The sequence below is a fragment of the Agrobacterium leguminum genome (assembly GCF_015704895.1).
Classification (GTDB): domain Bacteria; phylum Pseudomonadota; class Alphaproteobacteria; order Rhizobiales; family Rhizobiaceae; genus Agrobacterium; species Agrobacterium leguminum.
In genome coordinates this window covers 340,058-363,135 of the sequence record NZ_JADQWB010000002.1, presented here as the reverse complement: position 1 = coordinate 363,135, position 23,078 = coordinate 340,058, and the positions used below count along the sequence as shown (strand labels likewise).

General features: G+C 59.2%; 22 protein-coding genes and 2 pseudogenes. 12 read left to right on the top strand and 12 right to left on the bottom strand.

What is annotated here, in order from left to right:
- Positions 1-42: 42 nt before the first annotated feature.
- The 6 genes from I3J13_RS04660 to I3J13_RS04635 all read right to left on the bottom strand — a co-directional run bounded on the left by I3J13_RS04660 (position 43) and on the right by I3J13_RS04635 (position 6,474).
- Positions 43-1,320, bottom strand: coding sequence for an imelysin family protein (locus tag I3J13_RS04660; protein ID WP_196378119.1), 1,278 nt, complete (start codon positions 1,318-1,320; stop codon positions 43-45).
- A 155-nt stretch (positions 1,321-1,475) separates the two neighbouring features.
- Positions 1,476-2,765 carry an RsmB/NOP family class I SAM-dependent RNA methyltransferase gene (locus I3J13_RS04655; protein ID WP_196378118.1) on the bottom strand — a complete coding sequence of 430 codons (1,290 nt, stop codon included), beginning with the start codon at positions 2,763-2,765 and terminating at the stop codon, positions 1,476-1,478.
- 61 nt (positions 2,766-2,826) lie between these two features.
- On the bottom strand, positions 2,827-3,195 hold the full coding sequence (locus I3J13_RS04650) for a septal ring lytic transglycosylase RlpA family protein (protein ID WP_003503862.1): 369 nt from the start codon (positions 3,193-3,195) through the stop codon (positions 2,827-2,829).
- Positions 3,196-3,623: 428 nt separating this feature from the next.
- Positions 3,624-4,496, bottom strand: a complete 873-nt coding sequence (locus I3J13_RS04645; RefSeq protein WP_196378117.1) for an SDR family oxidoreductase — start codon at positions 4,494-4,496, stop codon at positions 3,624-3,626.
- A gap of 3 nt (positions 4,497-4,499) precedes the next feature.
- Entirely contained in the window at positions 4,500-5,651 is a 1,152-nt protein-coding gene (queG, locus tag I3J13_RS04640) for a tRNA epoxyqueuosine(34) reductase QueG (protein WP_196378236.1), read from the bottom strand.
- A 130-nt stretch (positions 5,652-5,781) separates the two neighbouring features.
- Positions 5,782-6,474 (bottom strand): glutathione S-transferase family protein, encoded by a 693-nt coding sequence (locus tag I3J13_RS04635; RefSeq protein WP_003520121.1) that lies wholly within the window; start codon positions 6,472-6,474, stop codon positions 5,782-5,784.
- 159 nt (positions 6,475-6,633) lie between these two features.
- Here I3J13_RS04635 and I3J13_RS04630 point away from each other — a divergent pair, with 159 nt between their 5' ends.
- Complete coding sequence (locus I3J13_RS04630) at positions 6,634-7,440, top strand: undecaprenyl-diphosphate phosphatase (protein WP_080852772.1); 807 nt, start codon at positions 6,634-6,636, stop codon at positions 7,438-7,440.
- Between the two features lie 608 nt (positions 7,441-8,048).
- Here the strand turns inward: I3J13_RS04630 and I3J13_RS04625 are convergent.
- From I3J13_RS04625 to dnaN, 6 genes are all read right to left on the bottom strand, one after another.
- On the bottom strand, positions 8,049-9,029 hold the full coding sequence (locus I3J13_RS04625; protein ID WP_196378116.1) for a complex I NDUFA9 subunit family protein: 981 nt from the start codon (positions 9,027-9,029) through the stop codon (positions 8,049-8,051).
- 121 nt (positions 9,030-9,150) lie between these two features.
- The gene (locus I3J13_RS04620) at positions 9,151-9,438 is read right to left on the bottom strand and encodes a DUF1330 domain-containing protein (protein ID WP_003520118.1); all 288 of its coding nucleotides are present in this window, start codon (positions 9,436-9,438) and stop codon (positions 9,151-9,153) included.
- Between the two features lie 20 nt (positions 9,439-9,458).
- Positions 9,459-10,166 (bottom strand): orotidine-5'-phosphate decarboxylase, encoded by a 708-nt coding sequence (gene pyrF, locus I3J13_RS04615; RefSeq protein ID WP_196378115.1) that lies wholly within the window; start codon positions 10,164-10,166, stop codon positions 9,459-9,461.
- 4 nt (positions 10,167-10,170) lie between these two features.
- Positions 10,171-10,767, bottom strand: a complete 597-nt coding sequence (locus I3J13_RS04610) for a histidine phosphatase family protein (RefSeq protein ID WP_196378114.1) — start codon at positions 10,765-10,767, stop codon at positions 10,171-10,173.
- A 95-nt stretch (positions 10,768-10,862) separates the two neighbouring features.
- Positions 10,863-11,456, bottom strand: coding sequence for a phospholipid N-methyltransferase PmtA (pmtA, locus tag I3J13_RS04605; RefSeq protein WP_003520115.1), 594 nt, complete (start codon positions 11,454-11,456; stop codon positions 10,863-10,865).
- Between the two features lie 193 nt (positions 11,457-11,649).
- Positions 11,650-12,768 (bottom strand): DNA polymerase III subunit beta, encoded by a 1,119-nt coding sequence (gene dnaN, locus I3J13_RS04600; protein WP_065654600.1) that lies wholly within the window; start codon positions 12,766-12,768, stop codon positions 11,650-11,652.
- A gap of 267 nt (positions 12,769-13,035) precedes the next feature.
- Between dnaN and rsmI the strand changes: the two genes are divergently transcribed.
- From rsmI to I3J13_RS04550, 11 genes and pseudogenes are all read left to right on the top strand, one after another.
- Positions 13,036-13,977 carry a 16S rRNA (cytidine(1402)-2'-O)-methyltransferase gene (gene rsmI / locus I3J13_RS04595; protein WP_196378113.1) on the top strand — a complete coding sequence of 314 codons (942 nt, stop codon included), beginning with the start codon at positions 13,036-13,038 and terminating at the stop codon, positions 13,975-13,977.
- Positions 13,967-14,335, top strand: a complete 369-nt coding sequence (locus I3J13_RS04590; protein ID WP_196378112.1) for a YraN family protein — start codon at positions 13,967-13,969, stop codon at positions 14,333-14,335. The genes rsmI and I3J13_RS04590 overlap by 11 nt, the downstream gene beginning before the upstream one ends.
- Positions 14,253-14,510, top strand: a pseudogene (locus I3J13_RS26040) (maltose acetyltransferase domain-containing protein); the annotation flags it as partial. The gene I3J13_RS04590 and the pseudogene I3J13_RS26040, both read left to right, overlap by 83 nt.
- Positions 14,511-14,732: 222 nt before the next feature.
- Positions 14,733-14,897: pseudogene (locus I3J13_RS26035) on the top strand (DapH/DapD/GlmU-related protein); the annotation flags it as partial.
- A 120-nt stretch (positions 14,898-15,017) separates the two neighbouring features.
- Positions 15,018-16,316 (top strand): extracellular solute-binding protein, encoded by a 1,299-nt coding sequence (locus I3J13_RS04580; protein ID WP_020809799.1) that lies wholly within the window; start codon positions 15,018-15,020, stop codon positions 16,314-16,316.
- An 83-nt stretch (positions 16,317-16,399) separates the two neighbouring features.
- Complete coding sequence (locus I3J13_RS04575) at positions 16,400-17,368, top strand: ABC transporter permease subunit (RefSeq protein WP_170985783.1); 969 nt, start codon at positions 16,400-16,402, stop codon at positions 17,366-17,368.
- 11 nt (positions 17,369-17,379) lie between these two features.
- Positions 17,380-18,222 carry a sn-glycerol-3-phosphate ABC transporter permease UgpE gene (gene ugpE, locus I3J13_RS04570; protein WP_003520108.1) on the top strand — a complete coding sequence of 281 codons (843 nt, stop codon included), beginning with the start codon at positions 17,380-17,382 and terminating at the stop codon, positions 18,220-18,222.
- 10 nt (positions 18,223-18,232) lie between these two features.
- Positions 18,233-19,333 carry a sn-glycerol-3-phosphate import ATP-binding protein UgpC gene (locus tag I3J13_RS04565; protein ID WP_196378110.1) on the top strand — a complete coding sequence of 367 codons (1,101 nt, stop codon included), beginning with the start codon at positions 18,233-18,235 and terminating at the stop codon, positions 19,331-19,333.
- A gap of 109 nt (positions 19,334-19,442) precedes the next feature.
- Positions 19,443-19,955: a cupin domain-containing protein gene (locus tag I3J13_RS04560; protein ID WP_174055919.1), complete on the top strand. Its 513-nt coding sequence runs from the start codon at positions 19,443-19,445 to the stop codon at positions 19,953-19,955.
- Between the two features lie 243 nt (positions 19,956-20,198).
- A complete protein-coding gene (gene gshB, locus I3J13_RS04555; protein WP_196378109.1) occupies positions 20,199-21,158 on the top strand; it encodes a glutathione synthase in 960 nt (319 codons plus the stop codon).
- Between the two features lie 185 nt (positions 21,159-21,343).
- Positions 21,344-22,876: a YifB family Mg chelatase-like AAA ATPase gene (locus tag I3J13_RS04550; protein WP_196378108.1), complete on the top strand. Its 1,533-nt coding sequence runs from the start codon at positions 21,344-21,346 to the stop codon at positions 22,874-22,876.
- The last annotated feature ends 202 nt before the right edge of the window (positions 22,877-23,078 follow it).

Sequence of the window (23,078 nt, the reverse complement as noted above, 5' to 3'; positions counted from 1 at the left end):
GGAGAGTAACGGGCCGCAGCGATCTGCGGCCCGTTTTACCGCTTATTTGAAGACGGCGTTCGGATTGTCGAGGCTGTCGGAGCCTTCAAGCTCGATCTTGCCGAGATCGAGCGCCGCGATGACGCGTTCGACAGTCTTTGTCTGGTCGAGAAGGCCGTCTATGGCCGTCTGAACCACGGCGTTGCCTTCCTTGTTGCCTTCGCCGATCATCTGGTCATAGGCCTCGACGGTCTGCGCGCGCTTTTCCATCGCATGCATGGCGTCGAGCGTCTTGTTCAGCTTCGCCAGCATCTCGTCGTTCAGCGCCTTGTCCTTGGCGCCGACCAGTTCCGACAGCGAGGCGCCCGTCATCTTCGTTCCGTCCACGCGGGTATAGTCGCCGGTATAGGCCGAGGCGATGCCGATCGCGTCGTAAAGATGCGAATTGTAGGTGTTGTCGGAGAAGCAATCATGTTCCTCTTCCGGATCGTGCAGCAGAAGGCCGAGCTTCATGCGCTCACCCGCCAGCTCACCATAGGAGAGCGAACCCATGCCAGTGAGAATGGCGGTCAGGCCCGCTTTCGGATCGGCTTCCACCGTTTTCGTGGCTTCGCCTTCCGGCGCCCAGGCATCCACCATCTCCTGAAGATCCTTGACCAGCAGGGTCGAGGCGGATTTCAGGTAGTCAGCGCGGCGGTCGCAATTGCCGTTCGTGCATTTCGCCTTGTCGTAATCGGTGTAGGGGCGGTTGCCTGCGCCCGGTCCGGTGCCGTTCAGATCCTGACCCCAGAGCAGGAATTCGATGGCGTGGTAACCGGTCGTCACATTGGCTTCGACATCGCCCGCCTCGTGCAGACTTTCGATCAGCTCGGGGGTGATCTTGGAGGCGTCGACCTCTTCACCGCTGATCTTGATCTTCGGATTGGCGATGATGTTGGCAACGTAAAGCTCGTTCTCGTCGCTTTCCGTGCCGTAAGAACCGTCGACATAGTCGATCAGGCCTTCATCCAGCGGCCAGGCATTCACCTTGCCTTCCCAATCGTCGACGATCGGGTTGCCGAAACGGTAGACTTCCGACTGCTGATAGGGAACGCGGGCCTTGATCCATGCTTCCCGGGCGGCCTTCAGGGTTTCTTCGCTCGGCGTTGCGATCAGCGCATCGATGGCCTTGTCCAGCGCCTTCGCCGTGGTCAGCGAATCCTCATATTTCGCATGCGCGACATCGGCATAATGCTTGACGACGGCGGCCGCGTCGGTGGCGGCCCGGGCGGGAAGCGCGGTGAAAGCCGCAGATGCGGCAAGAAGCGCAAAAGAAGCGCTGAGAATGGTTTTGCGGATCATGATCCCTCTCCTTCGGCAGGCGCGAAATGACTTCGCGCCGCGGCAAGCGAGTTCTGACCCAATCACAAACTTGTGTCAAACATTCTAGTTTAGAATGCTTTGAAACAAGACCTGGTGTTGTTTCCCAAGTAAAATCAGTGCTTGCAAAGACGGTGTTATGCTTTGCGTTTCATCAAGCAGAAGAAGAAGCCATCCGTATCTGTGGTTGCAGGCGTCAGCGTCACTGTCTTGCCGTCGGAAGAATGCGGTTTATTCGCGTTGCCGCCGAAAGTCGTCTGCCAGCGTTCCAGTGCGGAGCCGATGGAAAATTCCGGATTTTCCGCGCAGAAACGCCTTACCTGCTGTTCGTTTTCTTCGGGCAGAACCGAACAGGTGACATAAAGCAGTTCTCCGCCCGGGCGTACGAACCCCTTGGCCTGCGAAAGCGCCTCGCCCTGCTGCTGCACGCGCTCTTCCAGATTGCGGGCCGTCAGCCGCCATTTGGTGTCGGGCCGGCGACGCCATGTCCCGGTGCCGGTGCAGGGCGCGTCCACCAGAACGCGGTCGAATTTTTCCTGAAACGGCGTCAGGCCGGAAGCGCGGTCGTGTACCTGCACATTGCGCGTGCCAGCCCGCTTCAGCCGTTCGATGATCGGCGCAAGGCGCTTGCGGTCGGCGTCGAAGGCGTGGACCTGGCCCTTATTGTTCATGCTGGCCGCCATGGCCAGCGTCTTGCCGCCGCCGCCCGCGCAATAATCGAGGATCTGTTCGCCTTCATGCGCGCCGGCAAGATCGGCAACAATCTGGGAGCCCTCGTCCTGCACTTCGAACCAGCCCTTCTGGAAGGACAGTTCGGCAGTGACGTTCGGCAGGCGGGAAGGACCTTCGCCGGCGGGAATACGCACGCCCTGCCGGGCGATATGTGTGGCTTCCGCGCCGCTTTCCTCCAAAGCCTTCAGCACCTTGTCGCGCGTCGCTTTCAAGGTGTTGGCGCGCAGATCAAGCGTGGGTCGCTCATTCAACGCCTGAGCCTCGGCAAGCCACCGCTCTCCAAAGGCGGTTTCAAAGGAGGATTGCACCCATTCGGGTATGTCGCCCTGAATATGGGCCGGTGCATCGCTGAGGGAACGGGAGAGAAAGGCCTGCTGCCTTTGTTCATCCGGTGCGGCGGGGGCGAATTTGTCGCCGTCGAATTCCGCCGAAAGGTCCGAAAAGCTTTTGCCCCATTGGCGCAGCAGCACGGCATAACCAAGCGAGGCGGCGCTGTCGTCATCCATCAGCCAGGCGTGCGACAGTTTCATGCGCAGCGCGTCATAGACGATGTTGCCGATTGCAGCCCTGTCGCCGGAACCGGCGAAACGATGGGCAAGGCCCCAATCTTTCAGAGCATCGGCGACGGGACGCCTGCGTCCCTCAATATCCGCTAATACTTCGATTGCTCCGGCCAAACGCCCGCCTAAACGCATTGTCTACCTCGTTCTTGTGCTAAGCCCGGTTGGTAGACGCGAATGGCGGCGAGGGCAAGGCTCAATCGGCCTTGACGATCTCGTAGCAGACCTTGGCGGTGCCGGAGTTGATCATGCCGATGTTCTTGGCGGCTGCCTTGGAAAGATCGAGAACGCGGCCCTTGATGAACGGCCCACGGTCATTGATGCGCACCACAACGGCCTTGCCATTGCGCGCATTGGTCACCTTGACCTTGGTGCCGAACCGCAGCGAGCGGTGGGCGGCGGTCAGGTTGGCGGCGTTCATGCGCTCGCCCGAAGCAGTCTTGGAGGTCAACGCATACCACGATGCGCCTCCACAACCATTTGCCGCATTCGCCTGAAGAGGCGCAATGATGGAACAGGCGGCGATAGTTGCAGCGGTGAAAGTTATACGACGGATATTCAACAAACTGTGCTTCCCTGAAAATCGGCCCCGCGCCGATTGATTGTGCCCTTGCTAAACGGCCATGAACTGGCCTGAACGCCTTTTGATGCGAGATTGTAGGGCGAGGGAAAAATGGCGAAAAAAAGCTGACCTCAAATCACGAACTGTTACAGTCTGTAATATTCGTGATCGTTAGCCGGAAAGCTGTCGGCAGGACATCCTGGCCAAAAGATGGAAAAAATAACGCAGAATCAATGGATAACGGAAATGCTGTTGCAGGTCACGGCTTCGTGAATCCAGTTCACGAAATGTGAGTGAAATATTTTTCTAATGACTACGATTTTAGTGATTTTTGGATGGTTAATAAAATCCTAATTGGCTGAAATAAGACGAAAACCATCCGCAAAAGCGGGATTGGAAGGATTTTTCATCGCTTTTCAGGGTGGGGTTCTTCAGCCTCGCCAGAGGCCGTTTTCCCACAATTGTCTGAGGGAGAACCTGTACTCCGGAAAGCGGAAATCGAAGCCGAGATCGCGTATTCTGGCGTTGGAAACGCGCTTGTTCTCGCCATAAAAAGAGCGCGCCATCGGTGTCAGATCGGCGGTCTCGAAGGCCTGCTCGGGTGGCGGTTCCGCACCCATCAGCGCTGCTGCGAAGCTCACCACATCCTGCGGCGGGCAGGGTTCGTCGTCGGTCACGTTGAAGATGCCGCGTTCGTTTTTCCGTGCCAGAAAGGCAAGTGCGGCGCCGATATCCTCGACCCGAATGCGATTGAACACCTGATCTTTCTTGACCAGCCGCCGTGCCGTTCCCTTCTCGAAATTCATGAAGGCATTGCGTCCGGGGCCGTAAATTCCGGACAGACGCAGGATGGAAAGCGGCACATCCGCCTTTTCCGCTGCCGCAGTCCAGGCGGTTTCCGCAGCCACCCGTTCCACGGATCGCGCGGAGACCGGGCGGCAGGGCGTTGTCTCGTCCACCCAGGCGCCGCCATGGTCGCCATAAACGCCGACGGTGGAAAGATAAGCGACCCATTTCAGATTGGGCATGAGCTTTTTCAGATCGCCGCCCAGAAGCGCAAGCAGCGGATCGCCATCCTTGCCCGGCGCGACGGATTGTACGAGATGCGTGATATTGCCTATTGCGGTGACGAGCGCGTCACTGAGCTGAACGCCGTCGAAGAGGAACGGCGTCATGCCTGCGGCGGCGAGGTTTGGGAACTTGTCCTGGCTGCGTGTGGTGCCGGAAACGCTCGCTGCTTCGGTTCTCAGCGCTTTAGCGATGGCTTTGCCCGAATATCCCGCGCCGAAAATCATCACATGCATGCGTCACGCCTCTGCCAGTTGCCATTCCATTTCCGCCTCCGGATCAGGCTCCGGCGCGCGACCGGCAGAGTATGTACGGAATTCGTCCCTGTCCATAAGCCGTGACAAAGCCCATGCGGCCATGCCGCGTACTTCGGGCGAAGGGTCGGTTTCGGCAAGCGCCTTGCATCGTTCCACGAATTGCCGGTCTGCGGAGTTGCCCGCCGCGATCAGCACGTTGCGGATGAAGCGATTGCGGCCGATGCGCTTGACGGGCGAGCCGCTGAAGAAACCGCGAAAGGCGGCGTCATCGAGCGTGAGCAGGAAGGCGATGGAAGGTTCCTTCAGATCCTCGCGCGCCTGCAATTTCATCTCGGAGGCGCTGGCCGCGAACTTGTTCCATGGACAGGCGGCAAGGCAGTCGTCGCAGCCATAGATGCGATTGCCGATCATCGGCCGGAACTCGTGCGGAATCGGCCCCTTGTGCTCGATGGTGAGATAGGAAATGCAGCGACGCGCATCCAGTTGATAGGGCGCGGGGAAAGCGGCCGTCGGACAGGCATCGAGACAGGCGCGGCAGGAGCCGCAATGGTCCCTCTCAGCCTCGTCAAGACAGAGTTCGGCCGTGGTGAACATGCTGCCGAGAAACAGCCACGAACCATGGGTGCGGCTGACGAGGTTGGTGTGCTTGCCCTGCCAGCCGAGACCGGCGGCGGCGGCAAGCGGTTTTTCCATTACCGGTGCGGTATCGACAAAGACCTTCACATCCTCGCCGGCGCGCGCGGCAAAACGGGTGGCGATTTCCTTCAGCCGCCCCTTGATGATGTCGTGATAATCGCGATTGCGGGCATAGACCGAAATGGCAGCCTTGTCGGGTTTGGAGAGCAGGCTGCGTGGGTCTTCCTCGGGGCCGTAGTTCAACCCGAACATGACGATGGAGCGCACGTCTCCCCAGAGCGTTTTCGGCTCTGCCCGGCGGGCCTCGGTTTCCTCCATCCACGCCATCGTGCCGTGATAGCCATTGTCGAGAAACTGTCTCAGCCGTTCGGGTGCGAGCGGAATGCTGTCCGGCGCGGTGATGCGACACAGATCGAAGCCGAGCGAAAGCGCTTCCTGACGAACGAAGTCCGTCAGTTTATGCGCGCGTATTCGCTGCTTTTCGCTCGCGACGTCGATGGTCGTCTCTCCCGCGGGTTATTCTGCGGCATATATAATGCATGTCGCCCGAAAGTGTGCAGCGGTTTCGGGACAACGACATGTTTTAGATACAGCCGCAGGCCACAGCAAACGACCGGGAGGCCAGACCTTAAAAGTCCAGATCGGCGTAGTGGGAGGAAGGGGCAAGGCGCGGAATGCGTTCGCTGAGGAACGGCCGGAAGGAAGGCCGGGATTTCACCCGCTGATACCATTCCTTGGCAATCGGCGCTTCGAGCCAGTTGATCTCACCGAGATAATCCAGCACCGAGACCGCGGCAGCCGCGGCAAGATCGGCATAGCTCAACCGGTCGCCGGCGAGCCAGGTGCGCGAACCGGCCAGCCATTCCAGATATTTGATGTGCTGGCGAATGTTGTTGCGGGCGGTGCGCAGCAGCTTGGAATCCGGCGGTCCGCCACCCTGCGCTGCCGTCATCTGCAATTTATAGACCCGTTCCCGCACCAGCGGCCGGGTCACGTCGTTTTCCATCTTCTGCAGAAACCATTCCGTCAGGCGGCGGATTTCCGCGCGCTGAAAGGGATCTTCGGCAAGAAGCCGACGGTCGCGCTTCAGAACCCCGTGCGTTTCATCGAGAAATTCCGCAAGCACATAAGGCCCGCTCAGCGAGCGCATATTGTCGTCCAGATAGACCGGCAGGGTGCCGGCCGGATTGAGCGCCAGAAACTCCCGCCGTCTTTCCCACGGCTGCTCTTCCACGAGATCGGTCTGGAACCCGTATTCCGCGAGGATCAGACGAACGAACCGGGATGCGGTCGACATCGGAGAGTGATAGAGAGTTGGCATCGGTACTCAATTTTTACGATTGGTTGTCATGATCGGCATTTGCCGAAAAACTTTTTCAGTTTCGCTTCATCAAGACGCTATAAGAGCTTGGCTACTTTAAAACAAGTTTAACGCAATTGCCTTCCATTGCCACTTTCCCCCTGAAAAGAAGGATACCTCATGGGTGACCAATCGATCATCAGCGCGCTTCTGCTGGGCATTATCGAGGGTCTGACGGAGTTCATTCCCGTCTCCTCAACGGCGCACGTGCTGCTGGCCGGGCATTTCCTCGGCTTTAAATCACCCGGCAACACCTTTGCCGTTCTTATTCAGCTTGGTGCGATCCTTGCGATCCTTCTTGTTTATTTTCAAAAGCTTGTGTCGATTGCACTCGCTCTGCCGACAAGCGCGAAAGCGCGCCGCTTCGTGCTGGCCGTTGCTCTCGCTTTCCTGCCGGCGGCGATAATCGGCGCTTTGGCGCATGACTTCATCAAGACCGTGCTGTTTGAAACGCCGATGCTTATCTGCGTGGTGCTGATCATCGGCGGCGTCATTCTGCTCGGCGTCGACCGCATGCCGCTGAAACCGAAATATACCGACATCATGGATTATCCGCCGTCGCTCGCCTTCAAGATCGGCCTCTTCCAGTGCCTTGCGATGATTCCCGGCACGTCGCGGTCCGGCGCTACAATCGTCGGGTCGCTGCTGATGGGAACGGACAAGCGCTCCGCCGCTGAATTTTCGTTCTTCCTGGCGATGCCGACCATGCTTGGCGCTTTCACGCTCGATCTTTACAAGAACCGTGATGCGCTGAGCTTCGATGACGGTGCGCTGATCGCCGTGGGTTTCATCGCCGCTTTCGTCTCCGGCCTCTTCGTCGTTCGCTCCCTGCTGGATTTCGTGTCACGGCGGGGCTTTGCACCCTTCGCCTGGTGGCGCATCGCCATCGGTTCGCTGGGACTGATCGCGCTTCTGGTTCTGGGTTGAACCAGGGGCGGGAATAATCTCCGTTCGCGACGAACGAACAGAAAAAGAAAAAGCGCCCCCGGAGAACCGGCGGCGCTTTTTCTTTGAAACTTTTAAAGGCCGATCAGTTGGTGCTGATCGAAGCCGTTGCACAGGGGTCGACGCCATAGGCGGGAGCGCAACCGCTCTTACCCGCTGCAACCGTTCCCGGCGCCATGAAAGAACCCGCCAGAACCACCAAAGCCGCACACGCAAAAAAGAGTGCGATAGATCTGCCCATTTTATGATTGCCTTTCAGACGTTCGTTCGCGCGGATCATGCCGCCGTGTGTGAATTGAGTGGTCGGGATATGTTTGGAATGTGGCGAATATCAATAAAGCAGCTTGTTGAATACCGGGTTAATACGAAGTCTTTTCCACAGTTGCGCTTGTGCCACGCTTGCCTGTGGAGGCCCAACCGCCGTTAACTTTTACCCGGCTTTGCAAAACAGCCCTGGTTCATTCAATACCTCCCCTGCAGTTGAGGGGAAAATGCACGAATAGCGGTTTGGTTGCAATTGAATTGCGCAAAAACAAAAAGCGGGAATGGCTCCCGCTTTCGTTTATGATCGATGAGGCTGAAGATGGGCTTCAGGCCGCTTTTCCGGCATTGGAGAACTGGCCGTGCGGGCGATATTGCACCATGTAGGAAGGCAGAATCGACGCGACGCGAACGGGGGTGATGCCGATGCCTTCCAGCGTCAGGCCGTTCTTTTCGGCGTCAGTGGAAACGACATTGTCCTTTTTCAGCATGGTCACCTGATCGGGTGTCAGCGGCGGTGTAATCAGCGGCACCATTGAAGCGATCTTGCCAATCATCGACGCGACGCCGAAGGGCAGGTTGACGAAGGGACGCTCCCGATAGGTCGCGGCAAGAACCGCCTCGAGACAGTCACGGAACGTCATGACATCCTGACCGCCGAGTTCGTAGATAGCGCCGGGCTTCAGCTTGCCATCGACGCCAAGGGCGACGGCTTCCGCGACATCCTCGACATAGACCGGCTGGAACCTGGTTTTTCCGCCGCCGATCAGCGGCAGGAACGGCATGCCGCGGGCCATCTTTGCGAACTTGTTGAAGAAATCGTCTTCCGGTCCAAAAATGATCGACGGGCGCAGGATCACGGCGTCAGGCAGAATGGAATGGATGGCGGCCTCGGCGCGGCCCTTGGTGCGGCCATAGCCGGTCGGCGAATTGGCATCCGCGCCGATGGCGGAGATATGCGTCAGCGTCGCACCCGCGTTGCGGGCCGCCTCGGCAATGGCTTTCGCGCCGAATTCCTGTACGGCGTCAAAGGTGTTGCGACCGCTTTCGGTCAGGATGCCGACGCAATTGACCACATGGTCGGCGTCTTCCACGGCTTTGACGATGGAATCGCGATAACGCAGGTTCGCCTGGGCGAAGGAAATCTGGCCGACATTGCCGAGCGGCTGCAGAAAACCGGCGAGATCCGGGCGGCGCACGGCGACGCGGATGCGATAACCGCGCTTCGCAAGTATCCGCACGACATGCCGCCCGACAAAACCCGAACCGCCAAAAACGGTGACGAGGGGTGGAAGGTTGGCCAAGGTCATGGGAGGCTCCTCAGAAGTTGTCGATAAAGCGTTTTTCAGTCTCTTAGCCCAAAGCCGCGCGCGCGTGAAGAGATGTTGTCGCGAGGCTAAAAGCCGGTTCGGGAAATGCGGTTGACGGTCGTCAAATTCCTTCGACGATCATCATCTCCGCATCCGCAACTTCCTGGCGGATTTTAGCGGCTGCTTGATATTCGGGAGAATTATAGCAGTCTATGGCGTGCTGCACCGACGGGAACTCGATAACGACATTGCGTGCACGCGCCTTGCCCTCCAGCTCGGTCAGCGCGCCGCCACGGGCCAGGAAATTGGCGCCGAACCGCTCGAAAGCGGGCTTAGCCGTCGTGACATAGTCCTTGTAACGCTCACTATCGCGCACATCGACGCGGGCGATCCAATATCCCTTTGCCATTTCATCTCCTCCGATTGTCGTTACTGATTGGCCGGAAAGCTGGCGCGCAGCATGTCGTCAAGAATGGCGCGGGCCGCCGCTTTCGGGTCTTCCGCCCTGACGATCGGGCGGGCGACGACCAGATGGCTCGACCCGGCCTTGATGGCGTCGTAGGGTGTCATCACCCGCTTCTGATCGCCCAGATCCGCACCAGCCGGGCGAATGCCGGGGGTGACGACGGCAAGGTCCGGACCGAGGATTTCGCGCACGGCGGTCGCTTCTTCCGCCGAACAGACGATGCCGCCCATGCCCGCCTCGCGTGCCTGCTCCGCCCGGCGCAGCACCAGCGAACGGGCGTCAGAGGCATAACCCGCCTCGGCGAGATCGACGTCGTCCATCGAGGTCAGCACGGTGACACCCAGCAGGCAGAGACCGGAGCCTTCGGCGGCCTTGACGGCAGCGCGCATCGCTTTGGGATAGGCATGCAGCGTCAGCATCGACATGCCCATGCGGGCGATGTTTTCGACACCGGAGGCGACGGTGTTGTCGATATCGAGCAGTTTCATATCGAGAAAGACCTTCTTGCCGCTCTGGACAAGGTCGCGCGCAAATTCGAGACCGCCGGCAAAGACCAACTGATAACCGATCTTGTAGAACAGAACCTCGTCGCCGATTTTCGACACGATGTCTTCGGCCTGCTGCACAGTCGGAACATCCAGCCCGACGATGAGTTTTTCGCGCGCGGTCATTGTCTTATCCCTGCCATGTTTCCATTGCCGTCCAGTCGCATGTGGGGGACGCGGCTGCAAGTGAAAACTCGGCGATGGGGAAGCGAAAGAGATTGCCGCCGCCGGGTGGCTGGTCCTTGCTGCGACTGATGCCGCGGCCTTCGATATGGCATTTCAGAAGCGTACCCACGCCACCATGGCCGACAAAGGCAATCGGCTGCTGCGGGTCGTGCCGGTCAAGAACCGCTTTGACCGCCCCGACGATCCTTGTCTGAGCGTCGATTGCACGCTCCCAGCCGTGAAAACTTTCCTCGGGATGGGCGAAGAACCAGTCCGCCGCCTTTTCGAATTCCGGCGGCGGCAGGAAGCCGGTGGCGGACCGGTCGTTTTCATGCATCGCCTCGACGATATCCATTTCCGCCCCGGAGGTTTCAGCCAGGATGCGGGCGGTTTCGATCGCCTTGGTCTCGGCGCTGGAAACGATGCGGCGCAATGACCGTGCCCAGGGCAGGCGGCTTGCCTCGCGCGTCCGCTCGGCACCCCTGTCCGAAAGCCCCCATTCGGGAACGGGAACAGCCGGATCGATCTTGACCTGGGGGTGGGTGATGTAGAGCGCATGCATGGCAATCGGTCCTCAAGGGCGATGGAAAGGGCAAATCGACACCCTAACCATTCGTCACGACCGGGAAATGACGGGTTCCGGCACTCTGTCGAAGATCAGGCCCGCGTATAGGTCCACAATTGCGCCGGCGGAATATTGCGCACGATGAAGTCGAAATGGCGGATGTGGTAGAGATGCGGCTGCGCGACGATAGGGGAAATCGGACCGTAGGATATCTGCACGACAGGGCGGCCATGGGGCACGCGCTTCAGCAATTCGTCGAGAAGCTTGATACGGGCGGCCATGGGGAAATTCAGCATCGGCACGGCGGAAACGACGCTGTCGAACATCTGGCCCTTGTGTTCGCCAAGCGTCGCATCGAGATCGAAGGCGTCGCCATTGACGAAATTGACGCCCGGATAGCTCCTGAGCAGCTGATTGTAGAAATCGGTCGAATATTCGATGGCGGTCAGGTTCTCCGGCTTGATGCCGCGCGCCAGAATGGCCTTGGTGATGACGCCGGTGCCCGGGCCGAGTTCGAGAACCGGCAGGCCGGAATGGGGATTGATGACACTCGCCATTTTTTTCGCCGTGATGGACGATGTCGGCACAATGGCCCCGACTTTTTTCGGCTGGCTGACCATACCCTTGAAAAAGCGGATTTCTTCTTCAAATTTCTGTTCAAGCCGTTGCTTCAGGTTAAGTGCCATAGTTCCCTCAGATGCTTTTGGTCATTGTCAAAAAACTGTTACGCAATGTTGATCCCATTTGGCGCAAAAACAAGGCAAAATGTCGTAACTGGAAAAATTCGCTTACGGTTTGAAATACACCGTCGCCGAATCAAAAAAAGCCGGTGAAGCGTTCCACCGGCTTTTTTGATGAAATTTGCGGTAAATTCCCGCTTCAAACGCGCATCGGCATCAGAACATAAAGCGCATCGTCGCCAGCGGTGTCGCGAACGAGCGTCGGCGAGCCGGCGTCGGCCAGCAGGAAAATCGCGTCGTCGCCGGAAAGCTGCGAGGTGATGTCGAGGAGATATTTGGCGTTGAAGCCGATTTCCATCGAATCATTGTCGTAACCGACAGCCACTTCTTCCGTAGCACTTCCCGAATCCGGGTTGTTGACGGTCAGCGTCAACTGGCCGTTGGTGAGCGCGAGCTTCACGGCGCGGCCGCGCTCGGAAGAAATGGTCGAGACGCGGTCGACAGCCTGCGCGAAGGTCTGGCAATCGACGCGCATTTCCTTGTCGTTGCCGGTCGGGATCACGCGCTGGTAATCCGGGAAGGTGCCGTCGATCAGCTTCGAGGTCAGGACGACCGAACCGATGGTCAGGCGGATTTTCGCATCCGAGACTTCGACGGTGACTTCCAGCTCAGGGTTGTCCATCAGCTTCTGCAACTCGCCGACGGTCTTGCGCGGAATGATGATGCCCGGCATGCCTTCGGAACCGGAAGGCGCATCCACATCGGCGCGCGCCAGACGGTGGCCATCGGTCGCGACGGCGCGCAGCTTCAGGTCGCCATTGCTTTCGATGGTATGGAAGAAGATGCCGTTCAGGTAATAACGCGTTTCTTCGGTCGAGATCGCAAATTGCGTCCGGTCGATCAGCATCTTCAGGTCGGTCGCCTTCAGTTTGAAGGTGTGGCTGAAGGTGCCGGCCGTGAGGTCGGGGAAGTCCCCTTCCGGCAGGCATTGCAGCGAGAATTTCGAACGGCCGGAGGCAACCGTCATCGAGGAGCCGTCCGGATTGGTGGCCAGAAGCACCTCGGAACCGTCCGGCAGCTTGCGCACGATTTCATAAAGCAGATGCGCCGGCACGGTGGTGGCGCCTGCCTGCTCCACCATGGCTGGCGTCGCTTCGGTGATTTCGAGATCGAGGTCGGTCGCCTTCATGTCCAGATTGGCGCCGGAGGCGCGCAGCAGGACGTTGGACAGGATCGGGATCGTGTTGCGACGCTCGACGACCCGGTGGACGTGGTTCAGCGATTTCAGAAGGTTCGACCGCTCAAGAGTAATACGCATGGACGCTACCGCTTTCAACCGTTGCGAACCGGCCACCGCCGGATCGGCAAGAAGAGTCTTCACCGGCCAGAAAGCCGGATAATGTGGACGGGCAAAATGGCAGAGTTATTGCAGGAAATGCAAGAGCCGAGTGCATCTGCCACGGGTCATTTTGCTGCTATACAGCATGATCCACAGGCTGGGGGCGTCCGTGGACCTTGTTCGCCGGTTTTCTATTGCCCATAAAGAGAGGAAACCAGAGCGACCGGCCGCGAGCAATCGGCCAGAATGATTGGAAGCCGTGTGACGGAAGAAATATCGAACAGCGACTTGAGAGATGCGACAAAGAGTTTCAGGATCGGCACGGCCACCATTCCGGCGCGGCCGCTGGAGCCGGCGCTTTATCTCGTGGCCACACCCATCGGCAATCTTGGCGATATCACCATCCGCGCGCTGGAAACGCTGGCCTCGGCCGATGTTCTCGCCTGCGAGGATACCCGCGTCACCCGCATCCTGCTCGAACGTTACGGCATCCGCACCCGCCCGCTCTCTTATCATGAGCACAATGCAAACGAAGCGGGGCCGAAGCTCATCGCGGCGCTTGAGGCGGGAAAATCCGTGGCGCTGGTCTCGGATGCCGGAACGCCGCTCGTTTCCGATCCCGGTTACCGCCTCGGCCAGCTTGCGCTCGAGGCCGGGCATCGTGTCGTGCCGGTGCCGGGGGCATCCGCGCCGCTCGCCGCCCTTGTGGGTTCGGGAATGCCGAGCGACGCTTTCCTGTTTGCCGGCTTCCTGCCGGTGAAGGATCGCGGCAAGCGCGACCGTTTTGCCGAACTCGCGAAAATCCCGGCCACGTTGATCTTCTTTGAATCACCGCATCGCATCGGCGCTTCTGTCAAGGTCGCGGCCGAAGTGCTCGGCCGCGATCGCCGCGCTGTGGTCTGCCGCGAGCTGACCAAGACCTTCGAGGAGTTCCGGCGCGGCACGTTGGGCGAGCTTGCGGATTATTACGATGGCGACCGCGTGGTGAAGGGTGAGATCGTGCTTCTGGTGGAGCCGCCTTCCTATGATGAGATTCCCGATATTGAGGATGTCGAGAAGCTGCTGAAGGATCTCGTCGCGACCATGCCCGCCGCCAAGGCGGCAGGCGAAGCCGCCAAGCTGACGGGCCTTCCGCGCAAGGAGCTTTATCAAAGGCTGCTGGATATGAAGGAAACGGATGGCCGCTGACGGGCAAAGCAATAAAAGGCGCAAGGCCGAGCGACGCGGCCATGCCGCGGAATATTGGGCGGCACTTTATCTGCTGCTGAAGGGATATCGCATCCTCGCCATTCGTTATCGTACCCGGCTGGGGGAAATCGATCTCATCGCCCGCAAGAAGGACCTCGTCGCCATCGTCGAGGTCAAGGCGCGAACGTCCGGCGAAGGTGCCGTCGATGCCGTCGGTTTCCATTCGCAGCAACGCATTCGGGCGGCGGCCGATCTATGGCTCGCCCGTCGCAAGGATGCCGCGCGGTTTTCGCTGCGTTTCGATATTGTCGCGGTCCTGCCGCGACGCCTGCCGCAGCATTTTATCGACGCCTTTTGAGGGGAGGGAGACAATGTCCACCGAGCGGGAAAAAATGGCCGCGGGCGAATGGTACAGCTGCATGGATGCCGAGCTGGATATATTGCGCTGGCGGGCACGAGGGGCCGTCCACCAGCACAATACGATGCCGCCGGATGAGCGCGGGGCAATGGCCCCCTTGCTACGGGCTCTGTTCGCTTCTGTTGGTGAAGGGGCATTTATCGAAGCGCCGTTTCATTGCGCTTACGGTTTCAACATCACGCTGGGCAAAAATGTCTATCTCAATGCGGGCTGCACCATTCTCGATTCCGCGAAAATTACGATAGGCGATGGTGCGATGCTCGGGCCTGCGGTGCAGATCTATTGTGCGGAACACCACCTGGACCCGGTGCCACGTGCGCAAGGCATTGAAATCGCAAAGCCTGTCACGATCGGCCGTGATGTATGGATCGGCGGCGGAGCAATCCTTCTGGCTGGCATCACCATCGGTGACGGAGCGATTGTCGGCGCCGGTTCGGTGGTGACGCGCAATGTGCCGCCGGGCGTGACGGTGGTCGGAAATCCCGCTCGGCCCATAAAGCGCATGACCGACTGAGATTTTCGTCAGTTGCTGTAATAAATCTGACATGGAACTGTCAAAGAGGCGTCATGGAACGCCTCTATTCGCATCCTCATCCCAATAAATGGTGGAGAGGATTTAGTAATGTTGAAGAAGATTTCCATGGCCGCAGTGGCCGTCAGCATTTCGGCGACGTCTTCCATGGCCGCGACCAACATCACCTGGTGGCACGGCATGGGCGGCCGCAATGGCGAAGTCATCAACGAAGTCGCCCAGAAGTTCAACGAAGCCCAGAAAGAATGCGCTCTGACGCCGGTTTCCAAGGGTTCCTACGAAGAAGCCCTGGCCAGCGGCATCGCTGCTTTCCGCTCTGGCGAACAGCCGAACATCCTCCAGGTTTTCGATGCTGGCGCCGCTACCATCATCAACGCCAAGGGCGCCGTCATTCCTGCCGAAGACCTTATCAACAAGGCCGGTTACAAGTTCGACCGCGACGCCTTCATCAACGGCGTGCGTTATTTCTACGCTGCCGCTGACGGCAAGTTTGTCGGCATGCCGTTCAACTCCTCCGCCCCCATCATGTACGTCAACGACGAAGCCCTGAAGAAGGCCGGCGTCGAAGCCCCGAAGACCTGGGAAGAGTTCGAGCAGGTTGCGCCGAAGCTGAAAGAAGCCGGCTACATTCCGCTCGTTCAGTCGCAGCTCACCTGGCAGTTCACGGAGAACTTCTTCTCCCGCAACAACATCCAGTTCGCCACCAACAATAACGGCTACGACAGCGTCACCGACACCAAGCTCAAGGTCACCGACCCGAACCTCGTCATGATGTTCGACAAGCTGAAGGACTGGAAGGACAAGGGCCTGTTCGCCTATTACGGCGCTGGCTGGAACGACAACCAGAAGCCCTTCGAAGAAGGCAAGGTCGCGTTCTGGATCGGTTCTTCGGGCTCCTTCGGCGGCCTGCAGAAGACGGCGACCATGCCGTTCTCGGCAACCTTCCTTCCCTACTGGGGCTCCATCAAGGGTGCTGGCACCAACTCCTTCATCGGCGGCGCTGCGCTCTTTGCAATGTCGGGCAAGTCTGAAGCCGAAAACAAGTGCGTGGCCGACTTCTTCCAATTCCTGACCTCGCCGGAAATCCAGGTCTTCTACCACAAGGCAACCGGTTACGTCGCCATCACCAAGGCCGCTTACGAAAAGGCCAAGGCTGAAGGCTTCTACAAGGAAAAGCCGGTCGCGGAAGTCGGTATCCAGCAGCTCTCGCTGCCAGGCGGCGAATGGTCCAAGGGCTACCGCCTGGGCTTCTACCCGCAAATCCGCGCCGTCATGGAACGCGAATATAACCGCATCTTCTCCGGCGAAGTTACGCCGAAGGCTGCTTTCGAGATCATCGAAAAGGAAGGCAACGACCTGCTCGCCCGTTTCGCCAAGACGGCCGGCTGATCGCCTGTTTCGAAACCAATGACCATTGCCGAGCCTCCTTTCCCACGGAAGGGAGGCTCGCTCTCGGATAAGGAAGCGCAAGCGTGGCCTATACATCGTCTCAACCGCGCCGGTTTTTGTCCGGCTGGTCCGCAAAGGCTGGAAAGCCAGCCAAACCTGCCGACGCCGGCATGAAGCGCGTGCAGTTCTCCTCGTCCTACGTACCCTACCTGTTTCTGGCGCCACAGCTTGCGGTGATTTTCATCTTCTTCTACTGGCCATCGGTTCAGGCCATACATTCGTCCTTCTATATCGAAGACCCGTTCGGTTTCGGCGCTTCCTTCGTCGGGCTTGCCAATTATTCGGATGCGATCTTCAGTCCCGAATATCTCAGCATCGCCAAATTCACGGTTGTCTTTACCGTGCTGGTCACCTTCTTTTCGCTGGCGCTCGGCCTGCTGCTCGCCGTCAAGGCCGACGCGGTCATTCGCGGCAGCTCGACATACAAGACGCTGTTGATTTCCGTCTATGCCATCGCGCCGCCGGTCGCCGGTCTCATCGGAATGATGTTTTTCGACCAGCATATCGGCCCCTTCGTCAAGATGGCCGCATTCCTCGGCTGGGACATGAAGGTCGGCCTCAATTATTTCGATACGGCCTTCGCCATGATCGTCGTCGCGGTCTGGAAGCAGATCCCTTACAACTTCATCTTCTTCCTTTCGGGTCTTCAGGGTGTGCCGGTCTCGGTGCGCGAGGCTGCCGCCATCGACTGCCGCTCGGGCTTTCGTCGGTTCTGGACGGTGATCATGCCGCTTCTGGCGCCCACGGCCTTCTTCCTGCTCATCATCAACATCACCTATGCGCTCTTCGACACATTCGGCGTCATCGACGTGATGGTGAAGGACAAGGCCGCCAACAACCCGATCACGCTGGTCTACAAGGTGTTTCTGGACGGTTTCCGCGGCAATGACATCGGTGGCTCCTCGGCCCAGTCCGTCATCCTGATGCTGGTCGTCTTCGTTCTCACCATCATCCAGTTCCGCTTCATCGAAAAGCGCATCCATTACAATTGAGGGAAAAGACCATGTACAAGACAAAACCCCTCGATCATCTGGTGCTGATCATCGGTGCGCTGTTCCTGATCTTGCCGGTCATCGTGGCCTTCATGACCTCCACCCACACCGCTGCGGAAATCCACCGCAGCGGTCTGACGATGGTTCCCGGCGATAATTTCATCGAGACTTATGAAAAGGTCCTGACCCAGAAGGGCGGCTTCACCGGGCAGATCACGGGTCTCAACATGGTGCTGAATTCGCTGATCCTCGGCATCGGTTTTGCCGTCGGCAAGATCGTCCTGTCGATGACGGCGGCCTATGCGATCGTCTATTTCCGCTTCCGGTTCGCAACGCTCGCCTTCTGGATCATTTTCACCACGCTGCTTCTGCCGCTCGAAGTGCGCATCATGCCCTCCTACGAGGTGATGAGCAAACTCGGCCTTTTGAACTCCTATACTGGCCTCATCGTGCCGCTTCTCGCTTCGGCGACGGGCACCTTCTATTTCCGGCAGTTCTTCAAATCCGTGCCGGAGGAGTTGCTGGAGGCTGCCCGCATTGACGGCGCAGGGCCGGTGAAATTCTTCATCGATGTTCTCATCCCGCTGTCCCGCACCATGATGGCGGCGATCTTCATCATCATGTTCGTTTATGGCTGGAACCAGTATCTCTGGCCCATGCTGATGACGACGGATGAGGGCTTCTTCACCCTGATGCGCGGTATCAAGTCGATCCTGCAGGTCTGGGTCGGTTCGCAAATTCCCGACTACAACGAAGCTTTCGCGCTCGCCGTGCTGGCCATGCTGCCGCCGGTGCTGATCGTCGTCATTTTCCAGCGCTGGTTCATCAAGGGCCTGACCGAAAGCGATAAATAAGGAGACCGAAATGGCCGCGATAGAAATCAGTCAGGTCTGCAAGGATTATCATGGTGGCGTGCGCGCCGTGCACCACGTCGATATCGACATCAGGGACGGCGAGTTCATCGTTCTGGTCGGCCCCTCCGGCTGCGGCAAATCCACGCTTCTGCGCATGGTCGCAGGGCTTGAGGATATTTCCGAAGGCACGGTGAAGATCGGTGACAGGGTGGTCAATCAGGCCGATCCGGCAGACCGGGATATCGCCATGGTGTTTCAGAACTATGCGCTTTATCCGCATATGTCGGTGCGCCAGAACCTGGAATACGGGTTGAAGAACCGCAAGACGCCGAAGACGGAGATCGATGCGCGTGTGGCCGAAGCCGCGCGTATGCTGCAGCTCGAACCCTATCTGGACCGCAAGCCGCGCGCCCTTTCCGGCGGCCAACGGCAACGTGTCGCCATGGGTCGCGCCATCGTGCGTAAACCGGCGGCCTTCCTGTTCGACGAGCCCCTGTCCAATCTCGATGCCAAGCTGCGCGTTTCCATGCGCGGCGAGATCAAGCGCCTGCAAAAGCGCCTCGGCACCACCTCGATCTACGTCACCCACGATCAGCTGGAGGCCATGACGCTGGCCGATCGTCTTGTGGTGTTGAATGGCGGCCGTATCGAACAGATCGGCGCACCGCTCGATGTCTATCACACGCCTGCCTCGACCTTCGTTGCGAGTTTCATCGGCTCTCCCGCCATGAACCTGCTGAACGCCGAGTTGCATGGCGATAGCCTCGCCATCGGTCCGTCGCTCTTTGCGCTCAACGGTTTCGCACCTGCCTCCGGCCCCGTGACGGTGGGCATGCGGGCGGAAGATTTCCGCCTCGCTGCGGCAGGTGAGCAGGGCTTCCCGCTTCGGGTCGATTATATCGAAGAACTGGGGTCGCAGCGCCTTATCCACGGCATGATCGGCGACCAGAACCTGACAGTTGCTTTCCCGCCGGATGTCGAGGTTCCGTCTGCGCTCTCCGTCACGATCGCGCCGGAGAAACTGCATTTCTTCTCCAGCGAAACCGGCAAGCGCATCGCCGGCAAAGCGGAGCAGCTGGCGGCGCAGCCCGCGCAAATGGCGACAGCCTGAGTGCTTCGCAGAAATCGGCGCGATGACTAAAATTGCGCCGATTGTCAAAACCGCTTCGTTACGATCCCGATGATAGAAGACCTCCAATATTTCACGGGGGTTTTCTAATATGTCCTTCAAAATGATGTTCGCTGCCGCGGCAACCATGGCGATCCGCACGGTGCCGATATTGCCGGCCTATTTGCGCCGGTCAAAAGACGAGGCCGTCGTCAGCGCATCCTGCACCGATCTGCGGCTTCAGCCGGCCCCCATCAATCCGGAATGGATCATTTCCGGCAACCCCCAGGCGCGCGCGGCGGATCATTCCAGAAGCGGCGACCGTGCCTCCAGCACCGCCATGTGGGATTGCACGGCGGGTGAGTTCCGCTGGTTCTTCGGCTGGGATGAAACCGTCTATATTCTCGAAGGCGAAGTGCATGTGACCGCGGAAGACGGTTCCATCAGTATCCTGCGGGTCGGCGATGTCGCCTATTTCCCTGCGGGAACATGGGCCACCTGGCGGGTGGATGATTATGTCCGCAAAGTCGCCTTCATGCGCCGTCCGTTCCCCAAGGCGCTGGCTTTTGCCTATCGTGTCAAGAACAAGCTGTTTGCCGGCCGTTCCTATAAGCTGGCGGCCTGAACCCATAAAACATTCCAGTCGGCGGCGCCTGCACGGCTTCGCCGACGGAATTGTGAAGGTTCAATAAAACTCACACAAACCACCGCTTGCAGCAGTTGCCTTTGAATGGTCGCTGCCCTACATCTTCAGGGTTTTCTGAAGCATTTCCGGGTTTCTACCGGTCCTGCAGGGAAGCTTGAAAAGGCGAGGCAATGGGCACCGCGGGCCAACAAAGCGTCCGCATGCTGCAAGAGGAACATGCGCATGGCGAAGATCAAGAACGTCGCGATCCAGATGGATCATGTCTCCGGCATCAATATCGTCGGCGACTCCACCTTCGCCATGAGCCTTGAGGCGCAGGCGCGCGGATACCGGCTGTTCCATTATACGCCCGAGCGCCTTTCCATGCGCGATGGCAAGATTTACGCCACCGTCGAGCAGATGGAACTGCGCGACATCAAGGGCGACCATTTCTCGCTGTCCGAACCGGAGCGCGTCGATCTGTCGACCATGGATGTCATCCATCTGCGTCAGGATCCACCATTCGACATGGCTTACATCACCTCGACCCATCTGCTGGAGCGCATTCATCCGAAAACGCTGGTGGTCAACGATCCCGCCTGGGTGCGCAACTCGCCGGAAAAGATTTTCGTCACCGAATTCGCCGATCTGATGCCGAAGACGCTGATCACCAAGGATGTGGAGGAAATCGCCCGCTTCCGCAATGAAATGGGCGATATCATCCTCAAGCCGCTTTATGGCAATGGTGGCGCCGGCGTCTTCCATTCCGCGCGCGACGACCGCAATTTCTCCTCTCTGCTGGAGATGTTCGGCCAGATGTTCCGCGAGCCTTATATCGCCCAGCAATATCTGCCTGACGTCCGAAAGGGCGACAAGCGCATCCTTCTGGTAGATGGCGAGCCGGTTGGCGCAATCAACCGCGTGCCGGCGGAAAACGACGCCCGCTCCAACATGCATGCCGGCGGCCGGCCGGAACCGACGGAACTGACCGCGCGCGAGAAGGAAATCTGCCGCCGCATCGGCCCTGCCTTGCGGGAACGCGGTTTCCTCTTCGTCGGCATCGATGTGATTGGCGACTATATGACGGAAATCAACGTCACCTCGCCGACCGGCATTCGCGAAGTGCGGAAATTCGGCGGTGCGGATGTCGCAAGCCTGTTGTGGGATGCGATCGAGAAAAAGCGCGAAGCCCAGGATTTCTGAGGCGAGCTTTCGCCGGTCCAGCTTTGTTCCGCGAGTACAACTAGATACAACTAAAATACATCGTCAGCGAGAAATTGTTCGCTGGATGTTCTTGTTTTATTCTTTGCCCTGTGGCACGTTGCTTGCGGGTGGCCGCGATAGGGCATGAAGCTCTGACCAGCGCGGCCGGTTTGCGGGGGCAGGCCATGGTGGCAAGGGTCAATACGGTTGCATTTCAGGGCATAGAGGGTGTGCCCGTCGAGGTGCAGGTCATGGTCGCACCGGGAAAGGTGGGCATCCAGATTGTCGGCCTGCCCGATAAGGCGGTGGCCGAAAGCCGCGAGCGGGTGCAGGCCGCCCTGCATGCCTCCGGTCTGGCGCTGCCGGCAAAAAAAGTCACCGTCAATCTCGCGCCTGCCGATCTACCCAAGGAAGGATCGCATTTCGATCTTCCCATTGCGCTTGGCCTCATGGCCGCTTTGGGCGCGATACCGGCAGAAATGCTGGCACGTTATGTGGTTCTCGGCGAACTCAATCTCGATGGCACCATCGGTATGGTTTCGGGCGCCCTTCCAGCGGCGATCGGCGCCAATGCGCTTGGCAAGGGGCTGATCTGCCCGGCTGAAAGCGGACCGGAAGCGGCCTGGGCCGGCGCCGGTATCGATATTCTCGCCCCGCGCAGCCTGATTGCGCTGGCCAATCATTTGCGCGGCACCCAGCTTCTCTCGCGCCCGACGCCAGCCATCCGCGCCAACCCGGTCAATCTGCCGGATTTAGCGGATATAAAAGGACAGGAGAGCGCCCGGCGCGCGCTGGAGGTGGCAGCCGCCGGCGGACACAACCTGCTTATGGTCGGTCCACCCGGCTCCGGCAAATCCATGCTCGCAGCCCGCTTGCCTTCCATCCTGCCGCCGCTGGAGGCGGCGGAATTGCTGGAAGTGTCCATGGTCCATTCCATCGCCGGCCAATTGTCCGGCGGCAAGCTTTCGGACCGCAGGCCATTCCGCACCCCGCACCACTCCGCCACCATGGCCGCGCTGATCGGCGGAGGGCTTCGCGCCAAGCCGGGTGAGGCTTCGCTCGCCCATCACGGCGTTCTTTTTCTGGATGAGTTCCCGGAATTTTCGCCGCAGGTGCTGGATGCGCTGCGCCAGCCGCTGGAAACGGGCGAATGCATCATTGCGCGGGCCAATCATCGCGTCAGCTATCCGGCGGAAATCCAGCTCGTTGCGGCGATGAACCCCTGCCGCTGCGGCATGGCGGGAGAGCCGGGTTTCACCTGCGCTCGAGGCCCGCGCTGTGTGACGGATTATCAGGCCCGCATTTCCGGCCCGCTGCTGGATCGTATCGATATCCGCATCGACGTTCCCGCCGTCTCCGCCGCCGATCTCATCCGCCCCGTCGCGTCCGAGCCGAGTGCGGCGGTTGCCGCCCGTGTCGCCCGGGCGCGCCTTGCGCAGCAGGAACGTTACGCGGCGGCGGGATTTGCCGCCATTCGCACCAATGCCCGCTGCACGACGACCCTGATAGAGAAATATGCCGAGCCGGATGCATCCGGGCTGCAATTGCTGCGTGATGCGGCCGAGCGGCTGAGGTTCTCCGCGCGCGGTTATCATCGCATTCTCAAGGTTGCCCGCACCCTGGCCGATCTGGATGGCAAACAGACGGTCGGCCGTATCCATGTGGCGGAAGCCGTGTCCTATCGTATAGCTGGCGAAAGGCTGACGGCGGCTGCCTAGAGCATTTCCAGTAAAAGCACGAAGCGGTTTTTGTCAGGAAAGTGTGTAAAAACAAGGAAGTAGAGCACGTCTAACGATTCCGTTTAAACCGGATGTGCTCCAGAAGGTCACCCTTTTGCCTTCTCTGAAAAACATTGTGCCGCCAGCGGAGCCGGCGGCACATAAGAATATTCGCTAATCTCGCGCGCGATCATACCGCGCT

What these genes read in the sequence shown, in the direction of transcription:
- I3J13_RS04660 (WP_196378119.1), bottom strand. Translation starts at nt 1,320, where the DNA reads ATGATCCGCAAAACCATTCTCAGCGCTTCTTTTGCGCTTCTTGCCGCA.
- I3J13_RS04655 (WP_196378118.1), bottom strand. Translation starts at nt 2,765, where the DNA reads ATGCGTTTAGGCGGGCGTTTGGCCGGAGCAATCGAAGTATTAGCGGAT.
- I3J13_RS04645 (WP_196378117.1), bottom strand. Translation starts at nt 4,496, where the DNA reads ATGCATGTGATGATTTTCGGCGCGGGATATTCGGGCAAAGCCATCGCT.
- I3J13_RS04635 (WP_003520121.1), bottom strand. Translation starts at nt 6,474, where the DNA reads ATGCCAACTCTCTATCACTCTCCGATGTCGACCGCATCCCGGTTCGTT.
- I3J13_RS04630 (WP_080852772.1), top strand. Translation starts at nt 6,634, where the DNA reads ATGGGTGACCAATCGATCATCAGCGCGCTTCTGCTGGGCATTATCGAG.
- I3J13_RS04625 (WP_196378116.1), bottom strand. Translation starts at nt 9,029, where the DNA reads ATGACCTTGGCCAACCTTCCACCCCTCGTCACCGTTTTTGGCGGTTCG.
- I3J13_RS04620 (WP_003520118.1), bottom strand. Translation starts at nt 9,438, where the DNA reads ATGGCAAAGGGATATTGGATCGCCCGCGTCGATGTGCGCGATAGTGAG.
- pyrF (WP_196378115.1), bottom strand. Translation starts at nt 10,166, where the DNA reads ATGACCGCGCGCGAAAAACTCATCGTCGGGCTGGATGTTCCGACTGTG.
- I3J13_RS04610 (WP_196378114.1), bottom strand. Translation starts at nt 10,767, where the DNA reads ATGCATGCGCTCTACATCACCCACCCCCAGGTCAAGATCGATCCGGCT.
- pmtA (WP_003520115.1), bottom strand. Translation starts at nt 11,456, where the DNA reads ATGGCACTTAACCTGAAGCAACGGCTTGAACAGAAATTTGAAGAAGAA.
- dnaN (WP_065654600.1), bottom strand. Translation starts at nt 12,768, where the DNA reads ATGCGTATTACTCTTGAGCGGTCGAACCTTCTGAAATCGCTGAACCAC.
- rsmI (WP_196378113.1), top strand. Translation starts at nt 13,036, where the DNA reads ATGATTGGAAGCCGTGTGACGGAAGAAATATCGAACAGCGACTTGAGA.
- I3J13_RS04590 (WP_196378112.1), top strand. Translation starts at nt 13,967, where the DNA reads ATGGCCGCTGACGGGCAAAGCAATAAAAGGCGCAAGGCCGAGCGACGC.
- I3J13_RS04580 (WP_020809799.1), top strand. Translation starts at nt 15,018, where the DNA reads ATGTTGAAGAAGATTTCCATGGCCGCAGTGGCCGTCAGCATTTCGGCG.
- ugpE (WP_003520108.1), top strand. Translation starts at nt 17,380, where the DNA reads ATGTACAAGACAAAACCCCTCGATCATCTGGTGCTGATCATCGGTGCG.
- I3J13_RS04565 (WP_196378110.1), top strand. Translation starts at nt 18,233, where the DNA reads ATGGCCGCGATAGAAATCAGTCAGGTCTGCAAGGATTATCATGGTGGC.
- I3J13_RS04560 (WP_174055919.1), top strand. Translation starts at nt 19,443, where the DNA reads ATGTCCTTCAAAATGATGTTCGCTGCCGCGGCAACCATGGCGATCCGC.
- gshB (WP_196378109.1), top strand. Translation starts at nt 20,199, where the DNA reads ATGGCGAAGATCAAGAACGTCGCGATCCAGATGGATCATGTCTCCGGC.
- I3J13_RS04550 (WP_196378108.1), top strand. Translation starts at nt 21,344, where the DNA reads ATGGTGGCAAGGGTCAATACGGTTGCATTTCAGGGCATAGAGGGTGTG.